Origin of the sequence: Pseudoalteromonas sp. EB27, assembly GCF_001974875.1 — a bacterium.
Taxonomy (GTDB): Bacteria; Pseudomonadota; Gammaproteobacteria; order Enterobacterales; family Alteromonadaceae; genus Pseudoalteromonas.
In genome coordinates this window covers 75,767-100,893 of the sequence record NZ_MTQD01000016.1, presented here as the reverse complement: position 1 = coordinate 100,893, position 25,127 = coordinate 75,767, and the positions used below count along the sequence as shown (strand labels likewise).

Below are 25,127 nucleotides of genomic sequence, written 5' to 3'. Positions count from 1 at the left end.
ATATGCAATTAGTTACTTAAAAGTATACAAATCTATTTTTTACATTTCATTAACTGGTTTTTTATTGTAAAATTAAAAAATTAATTAGGTACAAACTTTATAAGGACATTGAATTGAAATACGTTTCACTACTCACAGCATTGCTCCCTCTATTATTTCTATCAACTATCAGTGTTGCCGGCACGTTAACTTGTGCAGGCAAAGTCGAAAAAGTTGCTTTACATGCCCCCGATAAATTAATGCTAAAGCTTACTTCAATGAATCAATCTGTATTTATATGTAGCCCTGAGTATAAATGGACCGTGCCTGGTACTAGTTATACAACCAGTGCTGAAACTTGTAAGGTAATGATCTCAATGTTAATGCATGCAAAGTCTACTCAAGCAGATATGGGTAATGTATGGTTTGATGGCTCTGATGTACCAAGTAGCTGCAGCGGCTGGAGTAGTTGGAAGAAGGCAAATGTTAGATACTTTGCTTACTAGTGATAATTGCTAAATCATGACTACCAAATTACTCCAACGAGATCTAAAAAGAAAATTTGTTTGTATTAAACTAGAGGCATAGTTTTGAAAAAAGTTTTTATATTAGGTGCATTAATATGTTCATTTAATTTATTTGCCGCTTGGAAAAGTTCACCTTATGTAGAAATTACGCAGTTATATCCTGCTGATAGCGGTTTAATCTTCTTTACAACGCATGCAGATACTACGGTATCTTCTTGTGAAGGAGGTAAACGGTTTTATTTACCTATTACTGGCGAAAATTACAGTGTTAAAGCAAGTATATTAATAGCTGCGTATATGAGTAAAAAGAAAGTGTTTATGACGTACGATTCAAATCAACCAAAAAGCTGTGCTGCTGTAGTCAATCGCTTTATTGTTCAAAGATAAATAATAATAAATATAAGGAAATGAAATGAAGATTTTTTTAGGTTTTTTGGTATTGATTGCTAGCTTTATAGCTAAAGGCGATAACATTGGCCTTGGGAAAGTTGATAGTATTAAACAGTACGATTTTAATTCAAATAAAAGCATAAAAATTTATTTGGAGACTTCTGCCACCTTAATAAATTCTGCATGTAAAGAAAATGGCAGGGTTTATGGAACTATAACTACCACTATGCACGACGCTGACACTATTAATAGAATGTTTAGTATGGCTACCGCTGCTTATTTTTCAGGAAAAAAAATCCGTTTGTTTTCTGGAAAAAATACATGTGAGATCGATTTTCTTGGCCTTCAAGAAGCTCAATTTTAATAAAAAATGTATAAAAATTAAAAGGAATTAAAAAATGAAAATGAAGCTAATACCTCTTTTAATGCTATTTTTAAGCTCATATTCTGCTGAGGCAACAGAAGCATTAGGCTGGGGGAAATAAAATCTCTTACTTACAGAAGTGGTTGGGTCATGTTTCAAGTTGTAAATTCCCAAGGGGTTAATTTATGTAAATCTTGTCCTATAGACCCTGGTAGACAGGGTAGCGAAAAGTGTTGGATTAAAGAAGATAAGCAAATACAACTTACAATGCTATTTATGTCAAAGGCACAGGGTAAGAAAATAAGAGGACGTGTTGTAGATTTTTCTGAGGAGTGCAGAGTTTACGAAATGAAAGTTCAGGATTGAGGTGAAGCAATAAATAAAGTTCCGGCTATCTAGATAGTTATAAAAAATTTAAATTATATTAACCATTCCATTTGTGATGATATTTAATTCATCGGATTCTAATAAAAAGTTAATAAATAAACTATGAGTTTTGAATAAGACATTTATTATTTAAAGCTTATACTTAAAGTTGAGTTTTAAGTTTTAACTCAGATGAAATTTAGTTTAAAAAGGGAAGATAAATGAAAGTTAAGCTGTGTTTTATTTTGCTAATTGTAACTCCATTCGTAAATGCTGAGAGGTATTGGCCAGAAGAGCTAATCAGCTGGCAACTCTCTTTAAATAACAATAAAGCATATATTACGTCGAAACAGTTTCCGAAACATTGTACTTACTCACGTGCGCAAATAAACATGGATGGTACAGAGTTTAACAAAGCTATGTTTGCCTATGTTTTATCGGCTAAGGCTAGAGATAAAAAGCTCAGATATGTTATCGATAGAAATCACTCTACTTGTGTTATTAGCGGTTTGCAAGAAGTGTCAAGATAACAAAAATAAAAGGTATTAAGAATGAAGTTAAAAATAATAATTATACTATTAATATTATGCTCTTTTAAAACAATTGCAGCTTATAATAATAATATTAGAGGTGAGATAGAAAGTGTTTATGTTTATGCAGACCATGATGCAATTTATTTTAGGTTTAAAAATCACCCCACAACACATGAAAGCTGTAAACCTACTTATTTTGTAATAAGTTCAAATATTCCTGAAAACCGTCGTAATCAATTGCTCTCTCGCTTATTGTTGGCTAAAGCGTCTAAAGAAAATATTAATATCGGATATGACTCTAAAGGTGATTGCGCACATAGCTATATTCGTGTTCATAGGGTCGGCTAAAGTTATTTTATAAATAGGAAGTAAAAATAATGAAGCTATTGCTTTCACTAGTATTTCTCATATTTAGCAGTTTTTATGTAAAAGCTATGGACACAGGTAGTTATTACCAAATATCTCAAATACTTGTTTGGGGAGACTATACGGGAGGGGTAATTAAAATATCTTTGAAAACACCTAGTCAAAATACGATAGATCATTGCTCTGGTGGTTTTTGGATTGATGCTGTTAATGATAAAAACGCATCTGTTTATAGTGCCACTTTAGCAGCTTATCATAGTAATTCAAAAGTGCGAATATATGCAGATCACAATAAAGATTGGAGTGGCACGGGCTCTAAAGATTGTTACATACAACTTATTATACTTGAACCAAAGTAATCATAAATATCAGGTCTAAATGTAAAGAAAACAGAGAGTCTTTTTTATACTAAGTGTTTTTTAGAAGCTTTCTTACTAAAAATTGGTTTGCAAAATAAAGTTATAGGTACTCTTTTCAACACGCCAGGTTGTTTTTATAAAGAAAAACTTTGAAATAAGGTGCCTTTTTACATTCTAAGTAGGCTATTTTAGCTGAAGCATGGTTAGTTATTAAACTGCCCATACGCATTTTTCTGTAGTAAGTAAACACCTTAGATTTTATTATTTTTAGGGTGAAGTAAATTTAAGTAAATTGTAATTTTACTAGTAGCTTTAATAGCTTCAATTAAGTATGTTAAGGAACGTTAGTGTTAAAGTTTTTGTTATTAATTTGTCTTTTTTATACATCGACTGTTTTATGTAACTCATCAATTGGAGAAAGAAAAGTAGTTAAAATAATTTTTCATGATTCTGGTAATTTGTATGTTTATTTTTCAGGTGTGCCATCTCACTCTGAGAATTGTGATAGTAAAGCGGAATACATATTACCAAAAGAGCATCAATTTTTTTCACAAATATATTCAGGCTTGTTAGCCGCAATGTATTCAGAATCACCAGTGAATGGTTATGTTAATGGTTGTATTGATGTTTGGAGTAACTCTAAGACTAAAATAACGAGAATCGATTTACTACCCTAGTATAAGTTGGCATGAAAATAGTATTTCATTGGGCTTTTTATTTGATTATATGTTACCATCTCTGTCATAAAGCTAAGTGCCATGGAAGGTGAGCCCCTAATATCTCCGTCATCCTCTTCAGGTGAAAATGCCTATTTAGCTATACAAAAATCAACCATTTATACTCTCATCTCAGTAGTATATTGCACGATTTTAACTGACTATTTGGTAATAATATTAGTTTAAAACTTGTTAAGGGAAAGAATGTTTAAAAAAATAGTTTCTTGTTTATGTGCTTTTTGTCTTTCACGGTAAATGCTAATCACTCTTGCAGCGGAAAAGTAAAGGATATACAGATTAATATGCATGGGGTTTTATATTCAACTTTTTCAGGTTTAGCTTCAAGTGCAAAGTTATGTGATTTATCTCCAGCAGAAGGAGGTAATGACGCAGAGTTTTGCAAAGCGCTTTTATAGTGCTTTATTAGTTGCCAAAGCAAGCGATAATACAGTTACGTTATGGTTCAACATAGATACTAACCCATCCTGTTCAAAGGTTCATGGGTAGATTTGTCTAAAGACCATGGATTTTATCATTTTAGGCTTGGTGCATAACAATACAATTATAGGGTAACTATGAAAAAATTATTTCTTATTTTAGTTTTATTCTCTGCAGACTCTTTAGCAGCAGCGAAAAATTTTTGTGATGAGGTAAAGCGAATACGTGTATGGGCCAATGGGTCAGATACTTACGGTGTTTGGGCTGAACTAAAAAACAACCCAAGTGAATGTCCTGGGGGGTTTTATTTAAATCATAATGCTACTAATAAACAGTTTGTTTACAGTTTAATTCTTGCAGCCAAAGCGTCAAATCAGCGTATTTGCTTTCAAGTATATGATGTTAATTCTAAGATTGGCAATCGCTGTAGAATTCACTATACCATGCATGAGTAAAGCAATATTGCACATACATGTGGCTAATTTAATGAACTATAGACTTACAATATTTTTCCTAATCATTATTAACATTCTTGGTTGTGTCAATACTGGTTTGAATAGTAATGTAACTGTAAAGTTACCAGAACATACAATTTATTCTGGTAAAGGCTTAGCTGCAAGTGCTGCTTTAATGGGGGCTATAGGGCCAACAGGTATTGCCATCGGTGCGGCAATTGATATAGGTATTGGCAAAGATATTCAATCTAAAAATGATAGACACAGATTACAAGCCGAAATAAAAAAAGCTGTTAACGTTTATAATTCCTCAGAAGTTAATGTTATAAAAAATATTAACTTGGAGGAAATTAAATTTAAACAAAAAGGTAGCGACGAGTTTGTTATTTTACTTATAAATGGTGTTATCACTTTTTCTACAGGTAAACTATGCATTATTAATGCTAAAAGTGATGAAAGTTACGAGTTTACAAAGCTAAAAAACAAAAAAAATTATGCTAATGAAATTGTAATCAATAAAGTGGCTTCAATTATTAAAAGTAGGCGAATATGCCAAATATAAGGTTTTTCATTAAATATATAATATTAGTAAAGGGAATATTTTGAAAAAGGAGAATGTTATTAATAGTACAACAGTATATATGTTTTTAATTATACTATCGTTTAAAAGCTTCGCTGATTCATTTTGCTCGCAAATTAAGTCTTGGAGCTGGGCCACAAATCTCAACTGGGTGATAGTAAGTAAATAATGCGCATACTAATTCTTAGTTCCCTTCTTTTGTTGACTACTACATATAAAGCAAATGCCGGTTGGGTAAGTTCAGGCGGGCAGGTAGAGACCTTAACTTTATATTCTCATAACCAAATTTTAGTAAAACTAAAAAATAATAATGGTGCCTCAGTCGCATCTTTTAGCAATAAAGAATACTTCATTGTCCCTGCTTCGTATGCAGCAGAATCTAGAAATAGAATGTATAGCACATTGCTAGCTGCAAAGATTTCAATGCAAGAAATTACACTTTCATATAATGATGTCGGTAATTGTGATGCTTGGGGCTCTAGCCCTAATGTGTATAGAAAAATAGTGCGGATAACGTTTTAGTAAATTACGTTAATTTTAAAGGAATACAAGTTGTGAAATTAACTGCTTTTTGTTTTGTAATAGTTACTTTTATTGTGGGGATGAAACCAAACTCAGCCTCTGCGTCATCATCTTTTTTTGGAATTGTGCAAGTAGCAGGTTATAGCTTCACTGGATCAGATTTGTTTTCTGTAACATCTCAATCAGAGTCTAGCTTTGATACTTTAGCTTTAGCTTCATCAAGCTCCAGTGAGATGTCGATTTCATTTAATGGATTTTCGGTTGATTCAAAACCATTATATATTTATATACCCAATGGTAGCTCAATTGAGAAATTAGTTGTCCGTTCTCAATCCTTCAGTTTTAACAACGTAGTTAAAATAATAGGGAAGCCTATTGATGCACTTTTTGTAGCTTCTTCAAATGATTTCTCATGTAATAGTTGTGGTTTTGAAAATGTTGGCCGAGTAACCTTTGTTAATGGTACTTTCTCGAATGACATTATGGATGTTCGTTCCGGCAGTACGGTTGCAATAAATAACCTGACAGCGCCTGGAGTGCAATCTTTAGAGGTCCTTTCTGATTCTATAAATATTAGTGGTACTACGAATTTAAATTTAAATGCAGTAACTCATCCTGAGGGCGGTTATATTATTTCGAATGAGGGGAACTTAGTTGCAGGGGCAGGAGGAATAAATCTTTATTCTGGTGATTTTAGAGTAAAGTATAGCAATCTAGATATTTTAAGTGTTAATAATGGGTCGGGTACTTTTAGCCCTAGAGGAACCTTAAAAGCTGCAAGTATAGGCCTTGTATCTGCAAGGGTTATTGAAATACCAAGCTCTACTGAATTAAATACAATGTCTGACTTGCTTGCTACAAGTACTCGTCAGGGTAGCTTCTATGCCCCATCAGAGGGGATATTTATTCAGGTTGCTAAACATCCTACAGCATCTGTTTCTGTAAAAGGGAAGTTGTATTCAGATAATATAATTACTACCAAGAGCATTTCAAATCAAACTTTTCACAATTCTTCTCGTGTTATGGGGCAAGCCTTTAAATCCTTAACAAAAGGAGTTGTATCTAATTATGGCTTAATTGAAGCAGATGTAATGGGCATTAATGGTTCTAAGTTTATTAACTCAGGAACAATACGTGGAGCTAAATTAGATGTTGAATCAACAGGAGATGTTTACAATAGTTTCGGCGGTGAAATATTAGTTGGTTTATTAACCGTAAAAATTGATGACGGTATTTTTATCAATGGTTCAAGAACAAACAAGTTATACCGCCCAAGTAATCTAGCCTTAAAAACGCCATTGTTAGATATGACTTCAACGAAACATGGTCTATATAACACTTATTCAGAATCAGGAGCAGTGCAGTCAACTTTATCGGCAAATATTCATGCGAATGAAGTAAGAATTAGTGCTAAAGCGATTGAAAATATTAATCCATATAATTTAAAAAAAGCTAACACTGAGAGTTGGGATTCAGGTATCCGAGTTGATACACAATATGCAAATCAAGTATCAATGACTGCTGAAACATATATGGGCTTAAAAGCGAATAATTATGTCCGTAATGCGTCAGCTATTTTGGGATTAAATCAACAAGGTAATTTTGATGTAAACACACCAAAATTTTATAACGAGCGTTATAGATTAGAAGGTGAGAGCTTTATCGTTTCTCAAATAACTTTAGATTCAATTAAAGCCGGTAAATATGACGAGGTCAATGTAGGCACTCAAACAAGAATACTCGCTTATTCTCCTCCAGGGAGGGTTTTTAGTTTTGGCAAATTAAAGGTGAGTGATGGGGATTCAGTTAATGAAGACGAAGAGTTTATAAATGCATTTTCGTACGTTGAAGTTTTTGGAGATAGTCACTTCCATCAGTTAGAATTAAAAACAGTTGGCTTAGAGCTGTCAAACAACCTTTCTAAAACTGAGATATTAAGAGTTCGTAGTTGTATTGTTTTTGGGATGTGTTCAAGTAATCAAGTTAATATAACAGCAGAAGCCGAAACTCTTTTCTCACTTCAAGGTAACATCTATGGCCTTAACCAGCAGATGTCTTCTGAAAGTAATTTCGAGCAAAATAATTTAAATTTTACTGATCAAGATAAAAAGAATGCAGTAGACGAATATATGTCCCAGTATACTTATTTCATTAGCGAAGATAAATACGGCGAATTGGTATCCGTCAAACAAGCTGGTGACCTATTAACTGGCACCTATAAAGTATGTGATGGTCGCAGAGCACTAAATTACATGAATATAATTATACCAAATTGTGCTCATAAATCGTTTAGTCAATCTATTTCAGACTTACTAGAAGAATTTCTTAAAGACAATGAGGTTGGAAATACCGGTTATTCGTATGCTGAAATTGCTGAGGCCGCTAATAAATTTGTGCAAGGGTTACCCAAGAAAAATTTGCCTGGTGGTAGAGTTGATTCCTATTTGGTTACAGTTGCAAATAAGGTATATTCGTCATTTGCATTGAGTCCTGATAATCAAGTTGTGACTGTAAGCTATCATCAAATAGGAGTAATCCTTCCCAGTCATCCTGGTGCTCACCCACAAACATACTCGTTTCAAACCACCGAAACAGCGCAACTATCAACAGTGATGGCTTGCCTATCTGAGTCAGCTTGTAGTAATTAAGGGACTAACGAATATGAAAAAAAATAAATTTAATCCAGAAAAAAAAGTTCCTTTATGGCAAAAAGTGGTTGGCTATTTAAACATCTTCATGTTGGTAGGCCAGCTAAGTTTACCTTCGTTAGCGCATGCATTTGTATTATTCGATGAAGCACAAGCGGAGCAAGAGTTAACTAATTCACCCTCATTTGAACGAGCTTATAACTCAGACTCTCAGTTTGTAAAATCTGAGTATATTGTTGAAACACAACAAAGTGCTCAAGTTCAAACCATTGAGTCGTTTCACAAAAAGCTTGTTGATCATAAAAAGCATGGTTTGCAAGCGCCGCAATATATACCTATTTTAAATAACGGCATCACAATTATTTTCCCGCATTATGGGTTGAAAAAGCGCGTAGGTGACAGGTTTGTTCAATCAAGAATGATCCGCTCGCAAATTTATGCCAGCTTAAATCGAACATTAATTAGTGATAGTTATACATCAGAAGCCCAGCAAATTAATGCACTTTATAATAATGCTTATGATTTTGCAGGCTCTACAAATGCAAAATTTGGCGACAAGGTAACAGCTTCACAAGTCACCACATTCAATAAAAATTTTATTTGGCCAGAGCTTAGAACAATTAATGGTGAGTCTGTGCTTGTGCCTGTTGTGCAGTTAACACAAGCCACACTTGATAAGTTATCAGTAGATAGTCACGTTGCCGAATTTGGTGGCTCGGTTGCTGAGTTTAATAACATTACTATCAATAGCGGTACCTTAAAAACACAGCGTGATACCTTTATTAAAACAGCTGAAAACCTAACAGTAAACCCTGGTGCAGAAATAAGAGCAGATGGTGATTTAAATTTATTTGTTGGTGGCACATTACAAAACTTATCTGGGCGGCTATCAGCTAATCAAAATGTTGATATTATCGCAGGTCAATATCAGCAAAAAACAATGGTTCATCGTTATGCTACACGCTACGAGCAAGGTACTCGTTTAGGAGAAATAGCGTCTGTGGATGCAAATGGTAATATCCGTATTCGCAGTTATGGTGATATCGTTGTTGAAGGTGGGACTATTTCTGGCAATACGATTGGCTTAAAAGCCGATGGTAATATTATCCTTAAATCGCAACAAACCAGCTATGTTAATAACCAACTAGTAGTGGGCGGATATGACAGTGAAACTAGCGAAGTTGAGCACTTAACCAGTAAGTTAAATGCTCAAGATAGTATCTTTCTGATGGCATCTGGGGCAATTGAGTTAAACGCTGCTGAGCTTTATGCCGACCAAGGTGTAATCGAAATATTAGCAGCCAACGGTGTCTACATTGCTAATGCATTTGACCAATTCCAGAGTCAGCGCTACAAAAAATGGGGAAGAACCACAGAGCAAGAGCAAGAATTTGAAACCATTGCTATTCGCTCAGCGTTAGAAGCTGGCAGAGGGGTAGTGATTGCCTCAGAGTTTGGTGATATTACTTTACAAGCGGCAGATATTAAATCAGGCTCAGGTACTGAAATAAATGCCCGAAATGGTCGTGTTAATTTATTACTAGCCAAAGAGCAAGACCACTATTTTTATAATAAAGTGAAAAAAGGGTTTTGGAAAATAAAAACCGAAACCATTCAAAATACCACTGATACAGCCGTCTATAACGAAATCATTGGTGGCGTAAAAGTTCAGGCTACACAAGGTATTACTCTTGAACTAGGGCAATACGATGGTGAGTCAGTTACTGATGTAATTAACGAGTTCTCTAACTCAGAAAGTTTGAGTTGGATGGCAGATATTTATAATGATCCGCAATATAAATGTCCAACTCCTGCACTGCCACAAGCACCAGACGGGTACGCTGACTTTGCTTATCGCGCCATGCAAAACGATCCTGCATTTAACCAATGTACTAGCATGCTTGATGTGGTTTATAGCAAGCTCGAAGACATTCAAAAACACGATAAAACAAGCAACTTAAGCCCAGCGGCAATGGCGATTATTGCGATTGCAATGTCAGTAGCTTTAGGGCCAGGTGCTGGCCTTATAGGCCAAGGCTCTGTTATATCGACGACATTTGGGACCGGGGCTTTAGGTGCCGCAATGTCTGCAGGTACACTAACGCTTGCAACACATGCTGCGACCAGCTTAGCTAACGGAAATGGAATTGAAGAGACTTTAAAATCAATGCATCGCTCCGACACTATCAAAGCCGTTGCTATATCTATGGCTACAGCTGGTGCATTGAATGGCGTTGAAGGGTTAGATTTTTTTGGCGAAGTTAATCCTAATGCAGCTACCCTAAGTGTTGATACTCTAATATCTGTAGGAAATCAAGCGACTCAAGTTATTGTAAATTCAGCCGTATCTGCAGGAATCGAAACCATTATTAATGGTAAATCTTTAGATACATTAGGCGACTCATTTGTTGCGGCATTGAGGTATAAGGCTGTTAATACAATTGGTAGTAATTTAACGGGTAGTATTGAAAGCAGTAATTTCTCAGAAGCAATGAAATATATTGCTCATGCTGCAACGGGCTGCTTATTAGCAACTGTTCAATCTACCGTGGGCAATAATTCTGAAGAATGTATTGCTGGTGCTGCTGGTGCAACTTCGGCGAAGTTTGTTGCAAGTTTATATGATCCAAAAATAGACACATTGACTGCTCAAGGTGAAAAAGCTGCTGAATGGTTAGATAAGCATGTTGGCATAGATATTAGCAAGTTGAGCGAAGATGAGCTTAACTATTACCTGAATACTTTAGATATATCACCTGCTGAATTATCTCAGTGGAATAGCATGAAACAAGCTATAAGAGAACTCACTGTTATTCAATCAGAAGGGGCTGATATCGCACGTCTAATTGCAGGTTTAACAGCTTTTGTAGCAAACGGAACTGCTGCCGTTATTAACTCAACGGCTGAAAATGCACAAAATATTACTCAAGGTGCTGCATTTAGGGCAATGAGCCCAGAATATCAGAGAGCAACAGTATTGCTAGCAGTTCTTGAGCATAACTATATGCTACAAGCAGCGAGCTTAAAACTATACACAGTTAAAGAACTATTGCAGGAAGGTGTGAAACTTCCGAGTGCATTTGACAACATAGCGCTTGAAGACCGCCAAATTACTGGAGAAGAGGCAGCCTTACTTCACGATATCGCGATAATGGAAGTATTAACTTCAGGAACTTCTGCAGAAAAAGCAAGTTTAATTGAAGAGTATGGCGATGCTATTTCAGAATATAGTAATTTAGATAATCAAATACTTAGCTTTGACTGGAAGGGCTTCGGTAGAGATGCTAGTGAAAGGGGGCCAGTTGCTGTATTTAGAGAAATGATGCTTCACTTTAAAGCTTCTCGAATGGATGATGTACAAGGTATCGATACAATACGAGAAATATTTGATAGCAAGTGGGAGAAGTATATTGACCGCACACCGCTATTTGAAGCCTTGGGAGATTTTGGTGCTGCTCAACTAGTAAATAAATTTGCTGGTAAAGTACTTATTTCGACTTTAAAGTCATCCAGTAGAACGGGTTTTGCTCGCTCTTTCATAGTTAACGAAAAGAAATACTTTGTTCAAAGTTTAGTCGATGAGGCGCAGTATTTACTTAAATATGGTGATGGGAATACACCTTTGGTACATAATCGAGTTGCAATATCAAGGGCATTTATAGCTGGTAAGGCCTCAAGTAAAACAGGAGCTTTCTTTAACTTTACTGGCAATCGAGCAACAGTGCCGAAAATAGTGGCAAAGGGATCTAATGGAATTAGCTATGGCTCATCAAATGCTACATTGATAATTACTGATCCTGAATCATATATGTCATTTCTAAAAAACTTCTACAATGATAAATTGGAAGTGTTAGACCCGCGATTAATTACAGAAATAAAATCATATTTAGATCTTGCTTATAAACATGAAATTCAAATACCTCATGGAAGAGCTGGTGCACCTGGGCTTCATGCTGAAGTTCGATCAGTAAATAAAATATTAAAAGAGAACCCCACAGTTAGTTTTTCAGATATTTCGATTGCAACTGTGAGGTTAAAAGGCGATGACGCAGGAACAAATTTCCCTGCTTGTATGAATTGTTCTGGTATATTACAAAAGTTTGAAATTCTTACAGGAAGAGTTGATTAATGAAATGTGAAGCTCCACCACTTGTTGTGTTTGATGCGCTAGTGAATCAAGATAATACCTACTTTTTCAAAGGAGCGCCCTTTACGGGCGTGGCTATTTTCGCTGAAAGGGGGATTGTTGTTAGCAAAAAGCAATTTTTTAATGGTCAAATATTGGGTGATTACGATTTTCCTTTTATAGACATTAAAGGGCTTGAGCTTTTAGATGCAGCCATTGATCAAGAATGGGATGGAAATTTTCAGCTTGTTCACAAAGGCAAACCTTTCAATGGTGTTGTATATGAGACTGCTTACGGTTGGGTGTGTGATGTACGCTGCATCGTTAATGGGTGGATTGCTGATGCAATAGCACAACACTTTCAAAAACATGATTGCTACTCTGAATTATTTTATGACGTTGGCCCTATTCAGTATGAATATGAATGGAATGAGCCTTCAGTGTTATCTTATTATGAAGCTAGGTTTCATGCAGAGGATAAAAGAAGTTTAAAGTTAGCTTTTAGTAAAGAAAACAGGCTTCGTGGTATATATATCTATAAAAGTATTGACGATATTTTTTGTTTGAATGCTGCTGTTGATAATTCACCGCTAAAAATTACTAGCTTTAACGATATAAAAAAATTGCCTTCTGATAATGTTATAGAGCTTAGCTTACAAGACGTAACGGATATAAAATTTACAGAATTACTGCCGTCGCTGTTAGAATTCCCAGTTAATACGCTTTTTGTCTCAAATATTAGCAGGAATATTTTATATGGGCTTAACAAACATGCTTGGCTGGAGCTAGAAGAACTTAGCTTTCACCATTTAGTTAATTTAACGCTAGATGAAGTCATTGCTTTTCGAAATGATAATTTTAAGAAGGTAAATATTTCATACGAAAATAAAACTTATTAATGAGTATGTGAGACTTATGGTTTTTCATAAGTCTTTTCTCTATGTTCTTTTAAAGTTTTATTAACCAATTGGTCTGCTTGACGAGTGGTTTCTGGGAGTCGATATTTAGGCGCTAGTTTTAATATCCACTCAACTGCAGTATCTAGTGATACTTTATGGCCAATGGATACATAAACAGGTTTGATATTATCTTGCGTACGTAGCACTTTGCCAATAATCTTGTTGTCATCTATTAAATCAGACGTTGCACCACGGTGTTTTGCAAGTTCTTTAAACTCACCTAATAACTTGCTCTTGCCACAGCCTATGGTGGGGATATCTAAGGTGACACCTAAGTGACAAGCAAGGCCAAAACGTCTTGGGTGTGCAAGGCCATGACCATCGCAAATGATCAAATCTGGAACAGTTGTGAGTTTATTAAATGCACTTAAAAGTGGTGGGAGTTCGCGGAAAGAAAATAACCCGGGAATATAAGGGAAGCTAATAGGTTCAATGCAGGTTTGTATTTCAAGTACTTGTAATGTATTAGCATCCAGTACAGTAATTGCGCCAACAACTTCTGATGATTGTTCGTTATAGGCAACATCGACACCAGCAATTGTAGTTATATCATTAAATTCGTTATATATTTTTACAGATTTAGCTAATTTTTCTTGTTTCGCAATAAATAGCAGTTCATCGAAATGTTGTTGATTTTCCATGTGGCTTACAAAATAGTATAATTTGAAGTATCTCATCAAAGTATAACACACTAAAGCTGAGTTGATTTAAGACCAGTTTAAGAAACCACCCACCTTTAATGATTTGCCTACACTTAGGGCTATTCACCGAGGAAGAAAAGAATAGGGTCAGAAAAGAATAAGGTCAAAGATTAGGGTCAGGTCTTTCTTTTTGCCTTCCTTCTAACTGATCGGTAAAGCATTGTCCTCTGTAGTGTTTCGGCCGCTAAAGTTAGTGGTGCACAATTAGTAATAGAGTTAGTTTATGCACTCACGGGGGATATTTAGATAAGCCCACATATTAATTAAGAATATATTTTATAAAAGAAGGTCAAAGATTAGGGTCAGGTCTTTCTTTTTGCCTTCCTTCTAACTGATCGGTAAAGCATTGTCCTCTGTAGTGTTTCGGCCGCTAAAGTTAGTGGTGCACAATTAGTAATAGAGTTAGTTTATGCACTCACGGGGGATATTTAGATAAGCCCACATATTAATTAAGAATATATTTTATAAAAGGAATAAAAAAGTTTAATATACGTTTTTGTTTTTTATTTAAGGATGATTATGAATAAATATTTAATTTTAAGTGCACTGCTATTTTCTTCTTTTGTTAATGCAAGTGGCGGGACTGGTTCAGGCGTTATTACATCAATGTATGTTAACAATGGCTGGACTATGGTTCATGTTCCTGATTTGATAAGTACTGAAATGGGGTCAAAAAACAACCCTGATAGTTGTGCTAGTAACTATTATTTTGCGATTATGCCTACAGATCAAAATTACTCAACAATTCATGCCACGTTGATGGCCGCTCAGATAGCTGGTAAGAAAGTTAAATTCTGGGTCAATGGTTGTAAAGGCCAGAATAACTCTTATCCGCATATTGTCAGTGTTTGGATTATTTCGTAGGTTTATTAACTTGATTAATGGACATCCCATAATTATGTATTGGAGTCCCCAGTTTTATTTTTACGTTTTGCCATTTAACACCTCAATAAGAAGAGTAAGGTCTAAGGTCATAGGGTCAGGTCTTTCTATTTGCTTTTTATGATTATCATCAATGGAAAGTATGTTTGGTCCTAGATAACTGTACTAGTTTTTAGTTATAAAAAGGTATCCACGCCACCCACCCTGTATTTTAAATTTTTTTGTGTTACCAGCTGAACATTTTAGCTAGGTTTACCTATTTATTACCTGTATTTGATAAGGTATTAAGTTAATATAATTTAATAAACAGGTAGTTGTGAAAGTAGTAATATACACCATAACTAAAAATTTTAATAAGCCAAGGTAGGGTTAATGAAAGTATTATTTTTTACTATAGTTGTGTTTTTTAGTAGCAAAGTGCTCTCTTTAGAATTTTTGACAGGTCAAGTTGTAACACTAGAGGCAAGCTATATGCCAGATGTTATTAAGTTTAAGTTGGATGTCGGAAGTACTACATGTCCAGAGGGCGGATGGCTCTCTTGGGAAAATAATAGTGAAAACAATAAGGTAGTCTATTCAATGTTAATGACGAGCCTAGTTGCTGGTAAAAATATTAGATTTTACATAAATGACAATGACACTAGTTGTACTGGAAAGTATATACACATTCTAAATTGATGGTACAGCAAGCTAAATTAAGTCCATCTAAGTTTTTAAATTAATGTTAGTATAATCTTTTTTATCTAATACAAAGACTTGCTATGCTTTTTTACAAAAATTATTACTTCTTTTTTATGGTGTTTTTATTTTCGGCTAAAATTTTAGCTGGAGAGGTTCAAAATGGAGAAATTCAAAGAGTAATGGTAGACACTTCTCTTGGTAATAAAATTTTCCTAGTTATAGATTCTAACGATCAATCTAAAGCAAGTTGCCACAAAAACTCCAAATGGAGTTACGTATTCCCTTTAACTGAAGAGCCTTCTAACAAGACGTTGGCTAACTTTATACTAACAGCTCATGTAACTAAAGTTAAAGTAATGGCGATAGGCACTGGCGAGTGCTCAATCTTTAATGAGTTAGAGACGCTTAAGCGAATTGAAATATTAAGGTAGTTTTTACTAACAAATAAAAAACGATGATGTTTAATTTATTAGTTATAGTTAATTCTTAGCTAAAAGGCTGCACATTGCAGCCTTTATTTTTTCCTAGCTAATTAAACTTCTTGCTTGGCTTCTTCTTCACTAATTTGTTTTAGTGCTTGAATAAACGAATCACTTGGTTGTCCGCCGGTTAGTGCATATTTATCGTTTATGATAAACGTAGGGACTGACGAAATGCCCATTTGTTTAAAGCGGTCTTGCTCTTGGCGTACGTCTTGTACGTATTTGTCTGAATGTAGAATACCGCGCGCAATTTCTTTATCAAGACCTACTTTTTCAACAACGTCGAGCAGTGCTTCTTCTTGATTTAAGTATTTTAAATCAGTGAAGTGCGCTTCAAAAAAGGCGAGTTTTAACTCGGTTTGCTTACCTTCTTCACGTGCCCACATTAATAGACGATGCAAATCAAAGCTGTTGATCATGATGCGTTTGCCATCAAAATTAAACGTAAAGCCAGCACGCTTTCCTGCTTCGAACATGTTTTTACGATTTTCATCGCCTTGCTCTTCGCTTAGGTTGTACTTTTGCATTAAGTGTTCGTTTAAATCTTGACCTTCAAGTGGCATATCAGGGTTTAGCTCAAAAGGATGCCACGTAATATCTGCACTCATTTCGTCTTTAAGTTGGCCAAGCGCTGTCTCTAGATTTTTATAACCTACCACACACCATGGGCACATTACGTCTGACACGATATCAATTTTAAAGTTTTTCATATTTATCCTTTTGAGGATTGCTTTGGTATAAAAGGGATATTGGGATGAAGTATGTATTATCAATCCTTAAACTAAAAAGAGCAGCAAATGGCTGCTCTTTATTAAAGGGTTTAAGCGTTTAGCCCAAACGGGTCGTCAATACTGTAACTTGGTTGTGTAAACCAATGAGGACCGGTGTCGGTCATGTAAAAATGATCCTCTAGGCGCACGCCAAATTCATCGGGTATAACCAACATTGGTTCGTTACTAAAGCACATGCCTGTGGCAAGTGGGGTTTTATCACCGCCAACTAAGTATGGCCATTCGTGAATGTCTAGCCCGATGCCGTGACCCGTTCGATGCGGGCAACCCGGTGTTTGGTACTGCGGACCTAGGCCTTGCGCCGCTAAATAAGTACGTGCGCCCGCATCTACGTCTTCGCAGGTGGCACCGATTTTAGCTGCATTAAATGCCGCCATTTGCGCTGCTTTTTCATGATCCCAAAACATACGCTGGCGCATTGTTGGTTCGCCAAATACATAGGTACGGGTTATATCTGATAAGTAATCGTGTACTTTACAGCCGGTATCAATTAGTACCATATCGCCTTTTTTAAGTATTTGGGCGTCTTTAACACCGTGCGGAAAAGACGTTGCAACACCAAATAAAACAATGCAAAAATAGTTACCTGGCGCGCCTACTTTTTGATGTGCTTGCTTAATAAAGGCTTCTACTTCGGTGGTGGTTATTCCCTCATAAAGCATGCTTGCTGTGGCTTGATGTACGGCCAAGGTCATGTCCATCGCGCGCTGCATTAAGCTAAGCTCATGAATTGACTTATGCATGCGGCAATGCGCCGTTACGGGTTGTGCATTTATGAGTGTTAAACCCGTTTGCGCTTTATTAATGCCGTCGAATATAAAAAATTGCGCGCTTTCATCAATGCCAATGGTTGCGTTTTCATTAATGTTTAACTTTTTTAGTACTTCAACAAAAAGTGCATAAGGATTTTCGTGCTCTTGCCATCCATGAATAGGTCCCTCTATTACTTTAAACCCGTTTAGTGAACCAATTTCGAAATAAGGCGCAATGTATTGTACTTCACCAAGGGCGGGTAATATCGCGCCAACCATGCGTTCGCTCGCGTACCATTTCATGCCTGTAAAGTAGGTAAGGTTGGTGCCAGCGTTTAAATAAATTGCATCTATGTTGTTTGCTAGCATATACGCTTGCGCCTTTGCTATGCGCTCTAAATGTTCGTCAGCTGCAATAGGGGTTAGCGTGTGCGTCATATTGCTTAAGCTTGCCAACGCTTGCTCGCTAGATTGTGTACCAATACCGATGGTAGTCATGTTTTTCTCCTTGGATTTTTAACTAGTGTGATTAATACCAAGGTAAAATTCAATGTTATGCGATAAGAGGCTAATAGTTTATAGCCTCTTAAAAGGTCATATTATTTTTTAGCGTAAGGTAAACGCGTGAGTTTATTACTTGTGTGGTAGCTATCAAGCCCAGTTACTGCCACTGTTTCTATTGCTTGTAAATCTAGGAAACCGTCGCTTTGCAGCGCGGCTTTATCAACAAAAACATCCATAATTTCGCCAATAACAAGCTCAGTTCCATTGATGGCTAAATGTTGGTTTTCTACAAATTTAACCGAGTACTTTAAGCGGCTTTCTTTTACAAAAGGGGCTGCAAAGTCGTTTAAGTATTCAGGTGTTAAGCCTGTAGCATCAAACTCAGACTCGTCTTTATCGTAACGGGCTGAAGTTTGATGAGCTTGTTTATAAATCGACTTATTCACTTGATTAATGGTGTAAGTGCCCGTTTGTAAAATATTTTCAAACGTATGACGCGGCACACTGTGAGGGCGCATAATCATTGCGACCAACGGCGGGTTAGCCCCAAGGTGAATAACGGAGCTGACAATCGACAAGTTAGTATTGCCAAGTAAGTCTTGTGTACCAATTAAGTTAGCGCTTTTAAAGCCCGAAAGAGAGTTGATTAAGTGAGTACGGGTATGTTTTTCAAGTGCGTCTATTCGCGCTTTAGTAAAATGCATTAAAAATCCTTACCACGGTATGTTTGAACCTTGCCAGTCTAAATAAGCAGGTTCACCGTTTAGTTTTAAATCAGGGTTGTTGTTTGTTAATTCAAAAAGTTGCCCAGCTACAAATTCAGGCGTAAATAACTTACCTGCAGGTACGTTTTTTTGAAAAGGCTTTGAGAGTTCGGTATCGGTAGTGCCTGGATGAAACAAAATGAGTTTGGTGTTTTTAGCACGACGAGCAAGTTCAATAGCCGCCGTTTTAAATAGCATGTTAAGTGCCGCTTTAGATGCGCGATAAGTATACCAGCCACCTAATTCATTGTCGTTTATGCTACCTACGCGCGCACTTAATGCTGTAATAGTACACTGCGTTTTGTGGGTTAATAGAGGCAATATGCTCTGTAAACAAAGTAACGGCGTGAGTGTATTAGCATTTAGTAACTCGTTAAAATAATCAGCGTTTAAATCTTCTAACTTTTTTTCGGGCATGTGCTGAGTGTTATAAAGTTTACCATTGAATATAATAACTTGGTGTAATTCAGCTTGAGTGTCTTTTAAGTGTTGGGTAAAAATAGCCAAGCTTTGGGCGCTGTAGTCGGTGCTAAAGTACTCAGTATTTGTAGGGGTGCTGCTGTATTCACTTGAGCTGACACACAGAACCTTAAATTGTGATGCATGGTTATTTAAGTGCTCAACATACGCTTTAGCAATCGCACTACTAGCGCCAAATAAAACAATGGTTTTCATTTACTACCCTTATTTTTTAAACTGCATTGCCCATTAGAACACGTTGTGTTTGGCATTAAAATTTTACTAAGGGGATGTCTGTATTTTGCAAATAACACATATCCACAGTCAGCGAAAAAGCTAATTATTGGCAAGCGAAAAATTTTCAACCAGCCGTGTTTACCCACTATTTTCCATGCCTCGTAAGTTACATCAAGCCCGTAAATCATTTCACCTGATTGCTTTTGAGCTTGTAGATAAGTCATTGCTTTGTCTCTATCAATATACGAGTACCGCTCACTGAAGTCGGTCGCGTTAAGATCTTCAAGCGTAATTAGGTTTTTAGTATCTGCGTGCTTTAGTTGCTGCATTTCAGTGCTACAAAGAGGACAGTTACCATCGTAAAAAATGACCATGTGAATGCTTTGTGATTATTTTATATATACTTTTTTACGACAAGACATTGCAAATGGATCTATTAAATATCTCTTCATAATGATATTAATAGTGTCCTACGAAAAAATGGAGACTGATAAATGAGTGAACAATACGCCGCCTTGCGAGGTAATGTAAATTTACTAGGGCAACTACTAGGACAAACAATTAAAGATGCCCAAGGTCAAGCGATTTTAGATAAAGTAGAAGAAATTCGAGCTTTATCAAAATCATCTCGCAGTGGTAACGAAGACGACAGACAAGCGCTTATAGAAGTTTTACATGCGCTTAGTGACGAAGAGCTTTTACCGGTTGCCCGTTCATTTAATCATTTTTTAAACCTTGCTAATGTAGCAGAGCAATTTCATACCGTTTCGCGTTTTAATGACGTTGGCCTTGGTCAACAAAACCCTCTCACTCAAACATTAAAAACGTTAGCTACAAAAGCAGAACAAGGCCAGCTAGACAGTAATCATTTGGCCGAAACACTCTCAAAACTCCACATAAATTTAGTACTAACTGCTCACCCAACCGAGGTTACGCGCCGTACTATTATTAACAAACACGTTGAACTAAGTGACTGCCTTGCATCATTAGAGCGAAAAGATAACTTAGTGCAAGAGCGTGACAATATTTTAAATCGTATTGAACAGCTGATTAGCCAAGCGTGGCATACCGACGATATTCGTCGCTCTCGTCCAACACCTGTTGATGAAGCTAAATGGGGCTATGCCGTAATAGAAAATAGCCTTTGGCATGCGGTACCGCGTTTTTTACGTGAATTTTCAGCCAATGTTAAAGACCAATTAAGCTTAGAGTTACCGATAGATTACAGCCCAATTGAGTTTACATCTTGGATGGGTGGAGACCGTGATGGTAATCCATTTGTAACATCGCAGGTAACAAAAGAGGTGCTTGATCATGGTCGTTGGATGGCACTTAACTTATACATTCAAGATTTAAAAACGTTGTGCGCTGAATTATCTATGTCAGATGCCAGTGATGAGCTTATTGAGCTTGCAGGGCAAGAGTTTGAACCATACAGAGCGGTAATCAAAAAGCTTAAAAATCAGGTTGCTGAAACAGTGGCGCACTTAGGTGCTAAAATTAAAAATAAGCGCAGCGATTCACAAGACTTAATAACTGATATTAATCAGCTTAAACACCCGGTTGAAGTGTGCTATCGATCGTTATTAAAGTGTAATATGAAAGTAGTTGCGGATGGCTTATTACTTGATTTACTGCACCGTATAAATAGCTTTGGTTTGCGTTTAGCTAAACTTGATGTGCGCCAAGATTCGTCTCGCCACGGCGATGTGTTTTCAGAACTGACTCGTTACTTAGGTTTAGGCGACTACAACCAATGGCAAGAGCAAGACAAACAAGCATTTTTACTTGCAGAGCTTAACTCGCGCAGACCGCTAATTCCAAAACATTGGCAACCAAGTCCTGATGTACAAGAAGTACTTGATACTTTTGATGTGATTGCCAAGCAAGACGAAGCTACATTTGGTTTGTATATTATTTCGATGGCGCGCACAGCGTCAGATATTTTAGCGGTACAACTATTGCTAAAAGAAAGCGGCTGCAGCTTTGATTTACCAGTAGCACCGTTGTTTGAAACACTTGACGATTTAAACGCAGGCAGTGATGTAATTACCACATTGCTTGATAATGTTTGGTATCGCGGGCACATTAAAAACACCCAAAACGTAATGATTGGTTACTCTGATTCAGCTAAAGATGCCGGCATGATGGCAGCAGGTTGGGCACAGTACGAAGCAATGGATAAACTAGTACAACTTGCTGATGCACGTGGTATTGAGCTTGTTTTATTCCACGGACGTGGTGGCACAGTAGGTCGTGGTGGTGCACCCGCTGCACAAGCACTGCATTCACAACCGCCAGGCTCTTTGAAAGGTGGTTTGCGTGTAACCGAGCAAGGCGAGATGATTCGCTTTAAATTTGGTTTACCCGATGTAGCACTGCAAAGCTTAAATATTTACGCAGGCGCAGTTCTGCAAAGTAACTTGTTACCGCCGCCGGAGCCAAAACCAGAGTGGCGCGAAGTAATGAAGCTAATAAGTGAGGAGTCGTGTGAGCACTACCGTAATGTAGTTCGCCATGATGAAAACTTTGTACCTTACTTTAGAATGGCAACACCTGAGCTTGAACTGTCTAAGCTACCGCTTGGCTCTCGCCCTGCAAAACGTAATCCTAATGGCGGTGTTGAAAGCCTGCGTGCTATTCCATGGATTTTTGCTTGGAGCCAAAACCGTTTAATGCTTCCAGCATGGTTAGGTGCGTTAACTGGCTTAAAAGCTGCGCTTAATAAATACGGCGCAGAAACTCTAAACGAAATGAGCTTACAGTGGCCGTTCTTTAGATCTCGCCTAGAAATGCTAGAAATGGTATTTAGTAAAGCCGATTGCTGGTTGAGTGAGCATTATGATAATGCGCTGGTGGAAGATATGTACAAACCACTGGGTGTAACACTTCGTAAAGAGCTTCAAGAAGCCATTAGCTTAGTGCAATCACTTAGCCCACAAAAAAGCTTATTAGCCGAACAGCCTTGGATTAAAGAGTCGATTAGTTTACGTAACCCGTACACCGATCCACTTAACTTATTGCAAGTTGAGCTTTTACGCCGTGCTCGCTCACAGGAAAAACACAGCGAAGGTGACATTGATAATGCATTAATGATCACAATGACAGGTATTGCAGCAGGTATGCGTAATACCGGCTAATATTTTGTTATGTATACCAATCAATTATTTTTTTAGGTATACCAATTAAAATTAAAGGGAGCACGCGATGTGCTCCCTTTTTTTGCGTTGAATAGGCTGGTATTTCGCATCCTAAACTTTTAAACTACTTAGCCATTGAATAATTAAAAAATGTTATGGCTTCAGCAACTTTTACTGTACAGCAAGATACAGCACTTACAAATTCGCACATCACATTAAGCGTAGCGCAAACAGCGTCATTACGCAGTCAATTAAAATCACAGCGTGGCATATTAAATTCTAATAATATTAAACAGTTATGTGCACAGCTAAATGTGTCTGACGATGCATTATTACAAGGTTTAGTACCTTTAGCTTCGGAGTATGCGGTTGCGCCGATATCAGATTTTCATGTAGGTGCAATAGTTAAAGCACTTGATGAAAACGATGAGGTAAACTTTTATTTTGGTGCAAATGTAGAGTTTGATCATCAAGCGTTGAGTTTAGTGGTTCATGCAGAGCAATCGGCTATAAATAACGCCTGGTTAAACGGTGCTAAAAAAATAGTTAAAATAGCGATTAGCGATGCACCGTGTGGGTATTGTCGCCAGTTTATGAACGAACTCTCTGATGCTAAAGAGTTTGATATTTTATTGCCAGAGCAACACTTTAAATTAGCAGAGTTATTGCCTCATTCGTTCGGGCCGACTGATTTAGGCAATGCGTTTAGCTTGTTTAATCCAGAGCCTCACCAGCAAGTATTCGTAAATGCTCAACTAGATGAAAAACTAGCAAGTACAGCATTAAACGCATACGTACCCTATAGTAAAAACTTTAGTGCAGTAAAAATTAGTACATTTGAAAATGGTGATTTTTACGGAAGTTACGCAGAAAACGCAGCGTACAGCCCAAGCTTGTCGCCACTGCAAAGTGCACTTAGTCAATTATTTATCGCAGGGCTTAGCTTTAACGAAAGTACGGTAAAATCAATTACACTTTTAGAAACCGCAGGCCATGAAAACCAAGCGGGTGTAGCACGTGCTGTACTTGCAAGTTTTAACAACCTGCCGGCAATAGAAGTAATTAGTGCACAGCTAAAATAACCTTTCAAAAACAATAAAGCACAGGCAGAGCTGTGCTTTATTAAAATGTGCCATTCTATCGAATTAAATAACTCACTAACTTCGTTAAAAATTATTCATATAAGACAACTATACTTCATAATTTTTGCCTTGTTACTGAGCCATTTTCTTATCGTTATAATAGCCGATTAATTAATAGAACTTATATTAATCAAGCAACACTTTAGCTGCTTCTAATACTACTGCTACAGATTTACGCTCAATTTCACCATGGTCAACATTTGGTATTTCTTGGCGAGTACGGTTAACAAGTACGCCAGCTACACAGGCAGCTTGTAAGCCAAGGGCAGCACACATAGTAAATAACGTTGCTGATTCCATTTCGTAGTTCATTACGCCCAGTTTTTGCCACTCTTCGCAGCTACCTTGTAGCGACTTTGGAACGTAACCAGAATGCGTATCGTAACGCTCTTGTCCTGGGTAAAATGTATCGCTTGATGCAGTAATACCAATATGGAAATCGATATTTAAGTTTTTACATGCTTGTACCATAGCTTGTGTTGCATAAAAGTCAGACACCGCAGGGTAGCTAAGCGGAGCAAAATGCTGGCTTGCACCGTCTAAACGTACAGACGCTTGGCTAATTAAAATTTCGCCTTCGTTGATATGTGGCTGAATCGCACCTGTTGTACCAATACGTAAAAACTTACGCACGCCAAGTTGTGCTAATTCTTCTACTGCAATCGACGTAGATGGACCACCAATACCCGTAGAACAAACAACCACAGAATGGCCGTTTAATTGACCTAAGTAAACATGAAACTCGCGAGTTTGAGCAAGGCAGGTTGGGTTGTCTAGGAATTGTGAAATACGTGCAGCACGATCTGGGTCACCCGGTACAATCGCAAGTTTTGCACCTTTAAGATCGTCAATACATAGTCCTAAGTGAAATACCTTTTCCATAACTAAGCCTTTTATAATAATTTGTTGTCAATCTAGCATCATTGCTAGAAACGTTTATCAAGTACAGGACGATTGTCCGTTTTACCTTAACTTCTCCAATTAAGTCTTAATAATTTTAAGGATTAATTTGATTTATTCATCAACTATGAATATTCAATCAAGTGCTTATATACGTAGGCTTATTGTGCTGTTGACATGTTCAAGCAGACATAATAAGTATCACACAAGCGCGTAACTACAATTAAATAGTTCATGGTAAATATTCATTAATATTAAATCAATTCAATGCCTTAGGTTTTTGTTAAGCACGTAAAAGCTAACGTGTTTATTTATATTAGGCACAGAGTTATTTAGCAAAGTGGGATTTATTTGAAGTTTAGGC

General features: G+C 36.7%; 24 protein-coding genes. 17 read left to right on the top strand and 7 right to left on the bottom strand.

What is annotated here, in order from left to right:
- The first annotated feature begins 113 nt into the window (after nucleotides 1-113).
- The 12 genes from BW142_RS17100 (at nucleotide 114) to BW142_RS17035 (ending at nucleotide 13,268) form a co-directional block, all read left to right on the top strand.
- Nucleotides 114-485, top strand: a complete 372-nt coding sequence (locus BW142_RS17100; protein ID WP_083707598.1) for a hypothetical protein — start codon at nucleotides 114-116, stop codon at nucleotides 483-485.
- A gap of 84 nt (nucleotides 486-569) precedes the next feature.
- Complete coding sequence (locus BW142_RS17095; protein ID WP_076925715.1) at nucleotides 570-893, top strand: hypothetical protein; 324 nt, start codon at nucleotides 570-572, stop codon at nucleotides 891-893.
- A 25-nt stretch (nucleotides 894-918) separates the two neighbouring features.
- Entirely contained in the window at nucleotides 919-1,260 is a 342-nt protein-coding gene (locus tag BW142_RS17090; protein ID WP_076925713.1) for a hypothetical protein, read from the top strand.
- A gap of 587 nt (nucleotides 1,261-1,847) precedes the next feature.
- Nucleotides 1,848-2,156, top strand: coding sequence for a hypothetical protein (locus BW142_RS17080; RefSeq protein WP_076925711.1), 309 nt, complete (start codon nucleotides 1,848-1,850; stop codon nucleotides 2,154-2,156).
- Nucleotides 2,157-2,177: 21 nt separating this feature from the next.
- Nucleotides 2,178-2,507, top strand: a complete 330-nt coding sequence (locus BW142_RS17075) for a hypothetical protein (protein WP_076925709.1) — start codon at nucleotides 2,178-2,180, stop codon at nucleotides 2,505-2,507.
- A gap of 29 nt (nucleotides 2,508-2,536) precedes the next feature.
- Nucleotides 2,537-2,884 (top strand): hypothetical protein, encoded by a 348-nt coding sequence (locus BW142_RS17070; RefSeq protein WP_076925707.1) that lies wholly within the window; start codon nucleotides 2,537-2,539, stop codon nucleotides 2,882-2,884.
- Nucleotides 2,885-3,231: 347 nt separating this feature from the next.
- Nucleotides 3,232-3,561, top strand: a complete 330-nt coding sequence (locus tag BW142_RS17065; protein ID WP_076925705.1) for a hypothetical protein — start codon at nucleotides 3,232-3,234, stop codon at nucleotides 3,559-3,561.
- A gap of 614 nt (nucleotides 3,562-4,175) precedes the next feature.
- Nucleotides 4,176-4,493 carry a hypothetical protein gene (locus BW142_RS17060; RefSeq protein ID WP_076925703.1) on the top strand — a complete coding sequence of 106 codons (318 nt, stop codon included), beginning with the start codon at nucleotides 4,176-4,178 and terminating at the stop codon, nucleotides 4,491-4,493.
- Nucleotides 4,494-4,524: 31 nt separating this feature from the next.
- Entirely contained in the window at nucleotides 4,525-5,055 is a 531-nt protein-coding gene (locus BW142_RS17055; RefSeq protein ID WP_143475949.1) for a hypothetical protein, read from the top strand.
- 572 nt (nucleotides 5,056-5,627) lie between these two features.
- Nucleotides 5,628-8,243 carry a hypothetical protein gene (locus BW142_RS17045; RefSeq protein WP_076925698.1) on the top strand — a complete coding sequence of 872 codons (2,616 nt, stop codon included), beginning with the start codon at nucleotides 5,628-5,630 and terminating at the stop codon, nucleotides 8,241-8,243.
- 13 nt (nucleotides 8,244-8,256) lie between these two features.
- The gene (locus BW142_RS17040) at nucleotides 8,257-12,372 is read left to right on the top strand and encodes a DUF637 domain-containing protein (RefSeq protein WP_076925696.1); all 4,116 of its coding nucleotides are present in this window, start codon (nucleotides 8,257-8,259) and stop codon (nucleotides 12,370-12,372) included.
- Complete coding sequence (locus BW142_RS17035; RefSeq protein ID WP_076925694.1) at nucleotides 12,372-13,268, top strand: hypothetical protein; 897 nt, start codon at nucleotides 12,372-12,374, stop codon at nucleotides 13,266-13,268. The genes BW142_RS17040 and BW142_RS17035 overlap by 1 nt, the downstream gene beginning before the upstream one ends.
- A gap of 14 nt (nucleotides 13,269-13,282) precedes the next feature.
- Here the strand turns inward: BW142_RS17035 and nfi are convergent, their stop codons facing one another.
- Complete coding sequence (nfi, locus tag BW142_RS17030; RefSeq protein WP_216351718.1) at nucleotides 13,283-13,969, bottom strand: deoxyribonuclease V; 687 nt, start codon at nucleotides 13,967-13,969, stop codon at nucleotides 13,283-13,285.
- Nucleotides 13,970-14,548: 579 nt separating this feature from the next.
- Between nfi and BW142_RS17025 the strand changes: the two genes are divergently transcribed.
- The 3 genes from BW142_RS17025 to BW142_RS17015 all read left to right on the top strand — a co-directional run bounded on the left by BW142_RS17025 (nucleotide 14,549) and on the right by BW142_RS17015 (nucleotide 16,023).
- Nucleotides 14,549-14,893 carry a hypothetical protein gene (locus BW142_RS17025; RefSeq protein ID WP_076925691.1) on the top strand — a complete coding sequence of 115 codons (345 nt, stop codon included), beginning with the start codon at nucleotides 14,549-14,551 and terminating at the stop codon, nucleotides 14,891-14,893.
- A 390-nt stretch (nucleotides 14,894-15,283) separates the two neighbouring features.
- Complete coding sequence (locus BW142_RS17020; RefSeq protein WP_076925690.1) at nucleotides 15,284-15,589, top strand: hypothetical protein; 306 nt, start codon at nucleotides 15,284-15,286, stop codon at nucleotides 15,587-15,589.
- An 83-nt stretch (nucleotides 15,590-15,672) separates the two neighbouring features.
- The gene (locus BW142_RS17015; RefSeq protein WP_076925688.1) at nucleotides 15,673-16,023 is read left to right on the top strand and encodes a hypothetical protein; all 351 of its coding nucleotides are present in this window, start codon (nucleotides 15,673-15,675) and stop codon (nucleotides 16,021-16,023) included.
- A 101-nt stretch (nucleotides 16,024-16,124) separates the two neighbouring features.
- Here BW142_RS17015 and BW142_RS17010 read toward each other — a convergent pair whose 3' ends face one another.
- From BW142_RS17010 to BW142_RS16990, 5 genes are all read right to left on the bottom strand, one after another.
- Nucleotides 16,125-16,784: a DsbA family oxidoreductase gene (locus BW142_RS17010; RefSeq protein WP_076925686.1), complete on the bottom strand. Its 660-nt coding sequence runs from the start codon at nucleotides 16,782-16,784 to the stop codon at nucleotides 16,125-16,127.
- 110 nt (nucleotides 16,785-16,894) lie between these two features.
- Nucleotides 16,895-18,115 carry a Xaa-Pro peptidase family protein gene (locus tag BW142_RS17005; RefSeq protein ID WP_076925685.1) on the bottom strand — a complete coding sequence of 407 codons (1,221 nt, stop codon included), beginning with the start codon at nucleotides 18,113-18,115 and terminating at the stop codon, nucleotides 16,895-16,897.
- Nucleotides 18,116-18,216: 101 nt separating this feature from the next.
- The gene (locus BW142_RS17000) at nucleotides 18,217-18,825 is read right to left on the bottom strand and encodes a flavin reductase (protein ID WP_024605704.1); all 609 of its coding nucleotides are present in this window, start codon (nucleotides 18,823-18,825) and stop codon (nucleotides 18,217-18,219) included.
- A gap of 9 nt (nucleotides 18,826-18,834) precedes the next feature.
- A complete protein-coding gene (locus BW142_RS16995) occupies nucleotides 18,835-19,560 on the bottom strand; it encodes an SDR family oxidoreductase (RefSeq protein WP_076925683.1) in 726 nt (241 codons plus the stop codon).
- Nucleotides 19,557-19,955, bottom strand: coding sequence for a DUF393 domain-containing protein (locus tag BW142_RS16990; protein ID WP_076925681.1), 399 nt, complete (start codon nucleotides 19,953-19,955; stop codon nucleotides 19,557-19,559). Before BW142_RS16990 ends, BW142_RS16995 begins: the two co-directional genes overlap by 4 nt.
- Before the next feature lie 120 nt (nucleotides 19,956-20,075).
- Here BW142_RS16990 and ppc point away from each other — a divergent pair, with 120 nt between their 5' ends.
- Both ppc and cdd read left to right on the top strand, forming a co-directional pair.
- The gene (gene ppc / locus BW142_RS16985) at nucleotides 20,076-22,721 is read left to right on the top strand and encodes a phosphoenolpyruvate carboxylase (RefSeq protein ID WP_076925679.1); all 2,646 of its coding nucleotides are present in this window, start codon (nucleotides 20,076-20,078) and stop codon (nucleotides 22,719-22,721) included.
- Nucleotides 22,722-22,876: 155 nt separating this feature from the next.
- Nucleotides 22,877-23,803 carry a cytidine deaminase gene (gene cdd / locus BW142_RS16980; RefSeq protein ID WP_076925677.1) on the top strand — a complete coding sequence of 309 codons (927 nt, stop codon included), beginning with the start codon at nucleotides 22,877-22,879 and terminating at the stop codon, nucleotides 23,801-23,803.
- A 186-nt stretch (nucleotides 23,804-23,989) separates the two neighbouring features.
- On the opposite strand, the gene udp is transcribed toward cdd, so the two are convergent.
- On the bottom strand, nucleotides 23,990-24,745 hold the full coding sequence (gene udp / locus BW142_RS16975; RefSeq protein ID WP_007582384.1) for a uridine phosphorylase: 756 nt from the start codon (nucleotides 24,743-24,745) through the stop codon (nucleotides 23,990-23,992).
- Between the last annotated feature and the right edge of the window lie 382 nt (nucleotides 24,746-25,127).

What these genes read in the sequence shown, in the direction of transcription:
- BW142_RS17025 (WP_076925691.1), top strand. Translation starts at nt 14,549, where the DNA reads ATGAATAAATATTTAATTTTAAGTGCACTGCTATTTTCTTCTTTTGTT.
- BW142_RS17000 (WP_024605704.1), bottom strand. Translation starts at nt 18,825, where the DNA reads ATGCATTTTACTAAAGCGCGAATAGACGCACTTGAAAAACATACCCGT.
- BW142_RS17060 (WP_076925703.1), top strand. Translation starts at nt 4,176, where the DNA reads ATGAAAAAATTATTTCTTATTTTAGTTTTATTCTCTGCAGACTCTTTA.
- BW142_RS17055 (WP_143475949.1), top strand. Translation starts at nt 4,525, where the DNA reads ATGAACTATAGACTTACAATATTTTTCCTAATCATTATTAACATTCTT.
- BW142_RS16995 (WP_076925683.1), bottom strand. Translation starts at nt 19,560, where the DNA reads ATGAAAACCATTGTTTTATTTGGCGCTAGTAGTGCGATTGCTAAAGCG.
- BW142_RS17075 (WP_076925709.1), top strand. Translation starts at nt 2,178, where the DNA reads ATGAAGTTAAAAATAATAATTATACTATTAATATTATGCTCTTTTAAA.
- BW142_RS17080 (WP_076925711.1), top strand. Translation starts at nt 1,848, where the DNA reads ATGAAAGTTAAGCTGTGTTTTATTTTGCTAATTGTAACTCCATTCGTA.
- BW142_RS16990 (WP_076925681.1), bottom strand. Translation starts at nt 19,955, where the DNA reads ATGGTCATTTTTTACGATGGTAACTGTCCTCTTTGTAGCACTGAAATG.
- BW142_RS17070 (WP_076925707.1), top strand. Translation starts at nt 2,537, where the DNA reads ATGAAGCTATTGCTTTCACTAGTATTTCTCATATTTAGCAGTTTTTAT.
- cdd (WP_076925677.1), top strand. Translation starts at nt 22,877, where the DNA reads ATGGCTTCAGCAACTTTTACTGTACAGCAAGATACAGCACTTACAAAT.
- BW142_RS17040 (WP_076925696.1), top strand. Translation starts at nt 8,257, where the DNA reads ATGAAAAAAAATAAATTTAATCCAGAAAAAAAAGTTCCTTTATGGCAA.
- BW142_RS17010 (WP_076925686.1), bottom strand. Translation starts at nt 16,784, where the DNA reads ATGAAAAACTTTAAAATTGATATCGTGTCAGACGTAATGTGCCCATGG.
- udp (WP_007582384.1), bottom strand. Translation starts at nt 24,745, where the DNA reads ATGGAAAAGGTATTTCACTTAGGACTATGTATTGACGATCTTAAAGGT.
- BW142_RS17020 (WP_076925690.1), top strand. Translation starts at nt 15,284, where the DNA reads ATGAAAGTATTATTTTTTACTATAGTTGTGTTTTTTAGTAGCAAAGTG.
- BW142_RS17015 (WP_076925688.1), top strand. Translation starts at nt 15,673, where the DNA reads ATGCTTTTTTACAAAAATTATTACTTCTTTTTTATGGTGTTTTTATTT.
- nfi (WP_216351718.1), bottom strand. Translation starts at nt 13,969, where the DNA reads ATGGAAAATCAACAACATTTCGATGAACTGCTATTTATTGCGAAACAA.
- BW142_RS17035 (WP_076925694.1), top strand. Translation starts at nt 12,372, where the DNA reads ATGAAATGTGAAGCTCCACCACTTGTTGTGTTTGATGCGCTAGTGAAT.
- BW142_RS17090 (WP_076925713.1), top strand. Translation starts at nt 919, where the DNA reads ATGAAGATTTTTTTAGGTTTTTTGGTATTGATTGCTAGCTTTATAGCT.
- BW142_RS17005 (WP_076925685.1), bottom strand. Translation starts at nt 18,115, where the DNA reads ATGACTACCATCGGTATTGGTACACAATCTAGCGAGCAAGCGTTGGCA.
- ppc (WP_076925679.1), top strand. Translation starts at nt 20,076, where the DNA reads ATGAGTGAACAATACGCCGCCTTGCGAGGTAATGTAAATTTACTAGGG.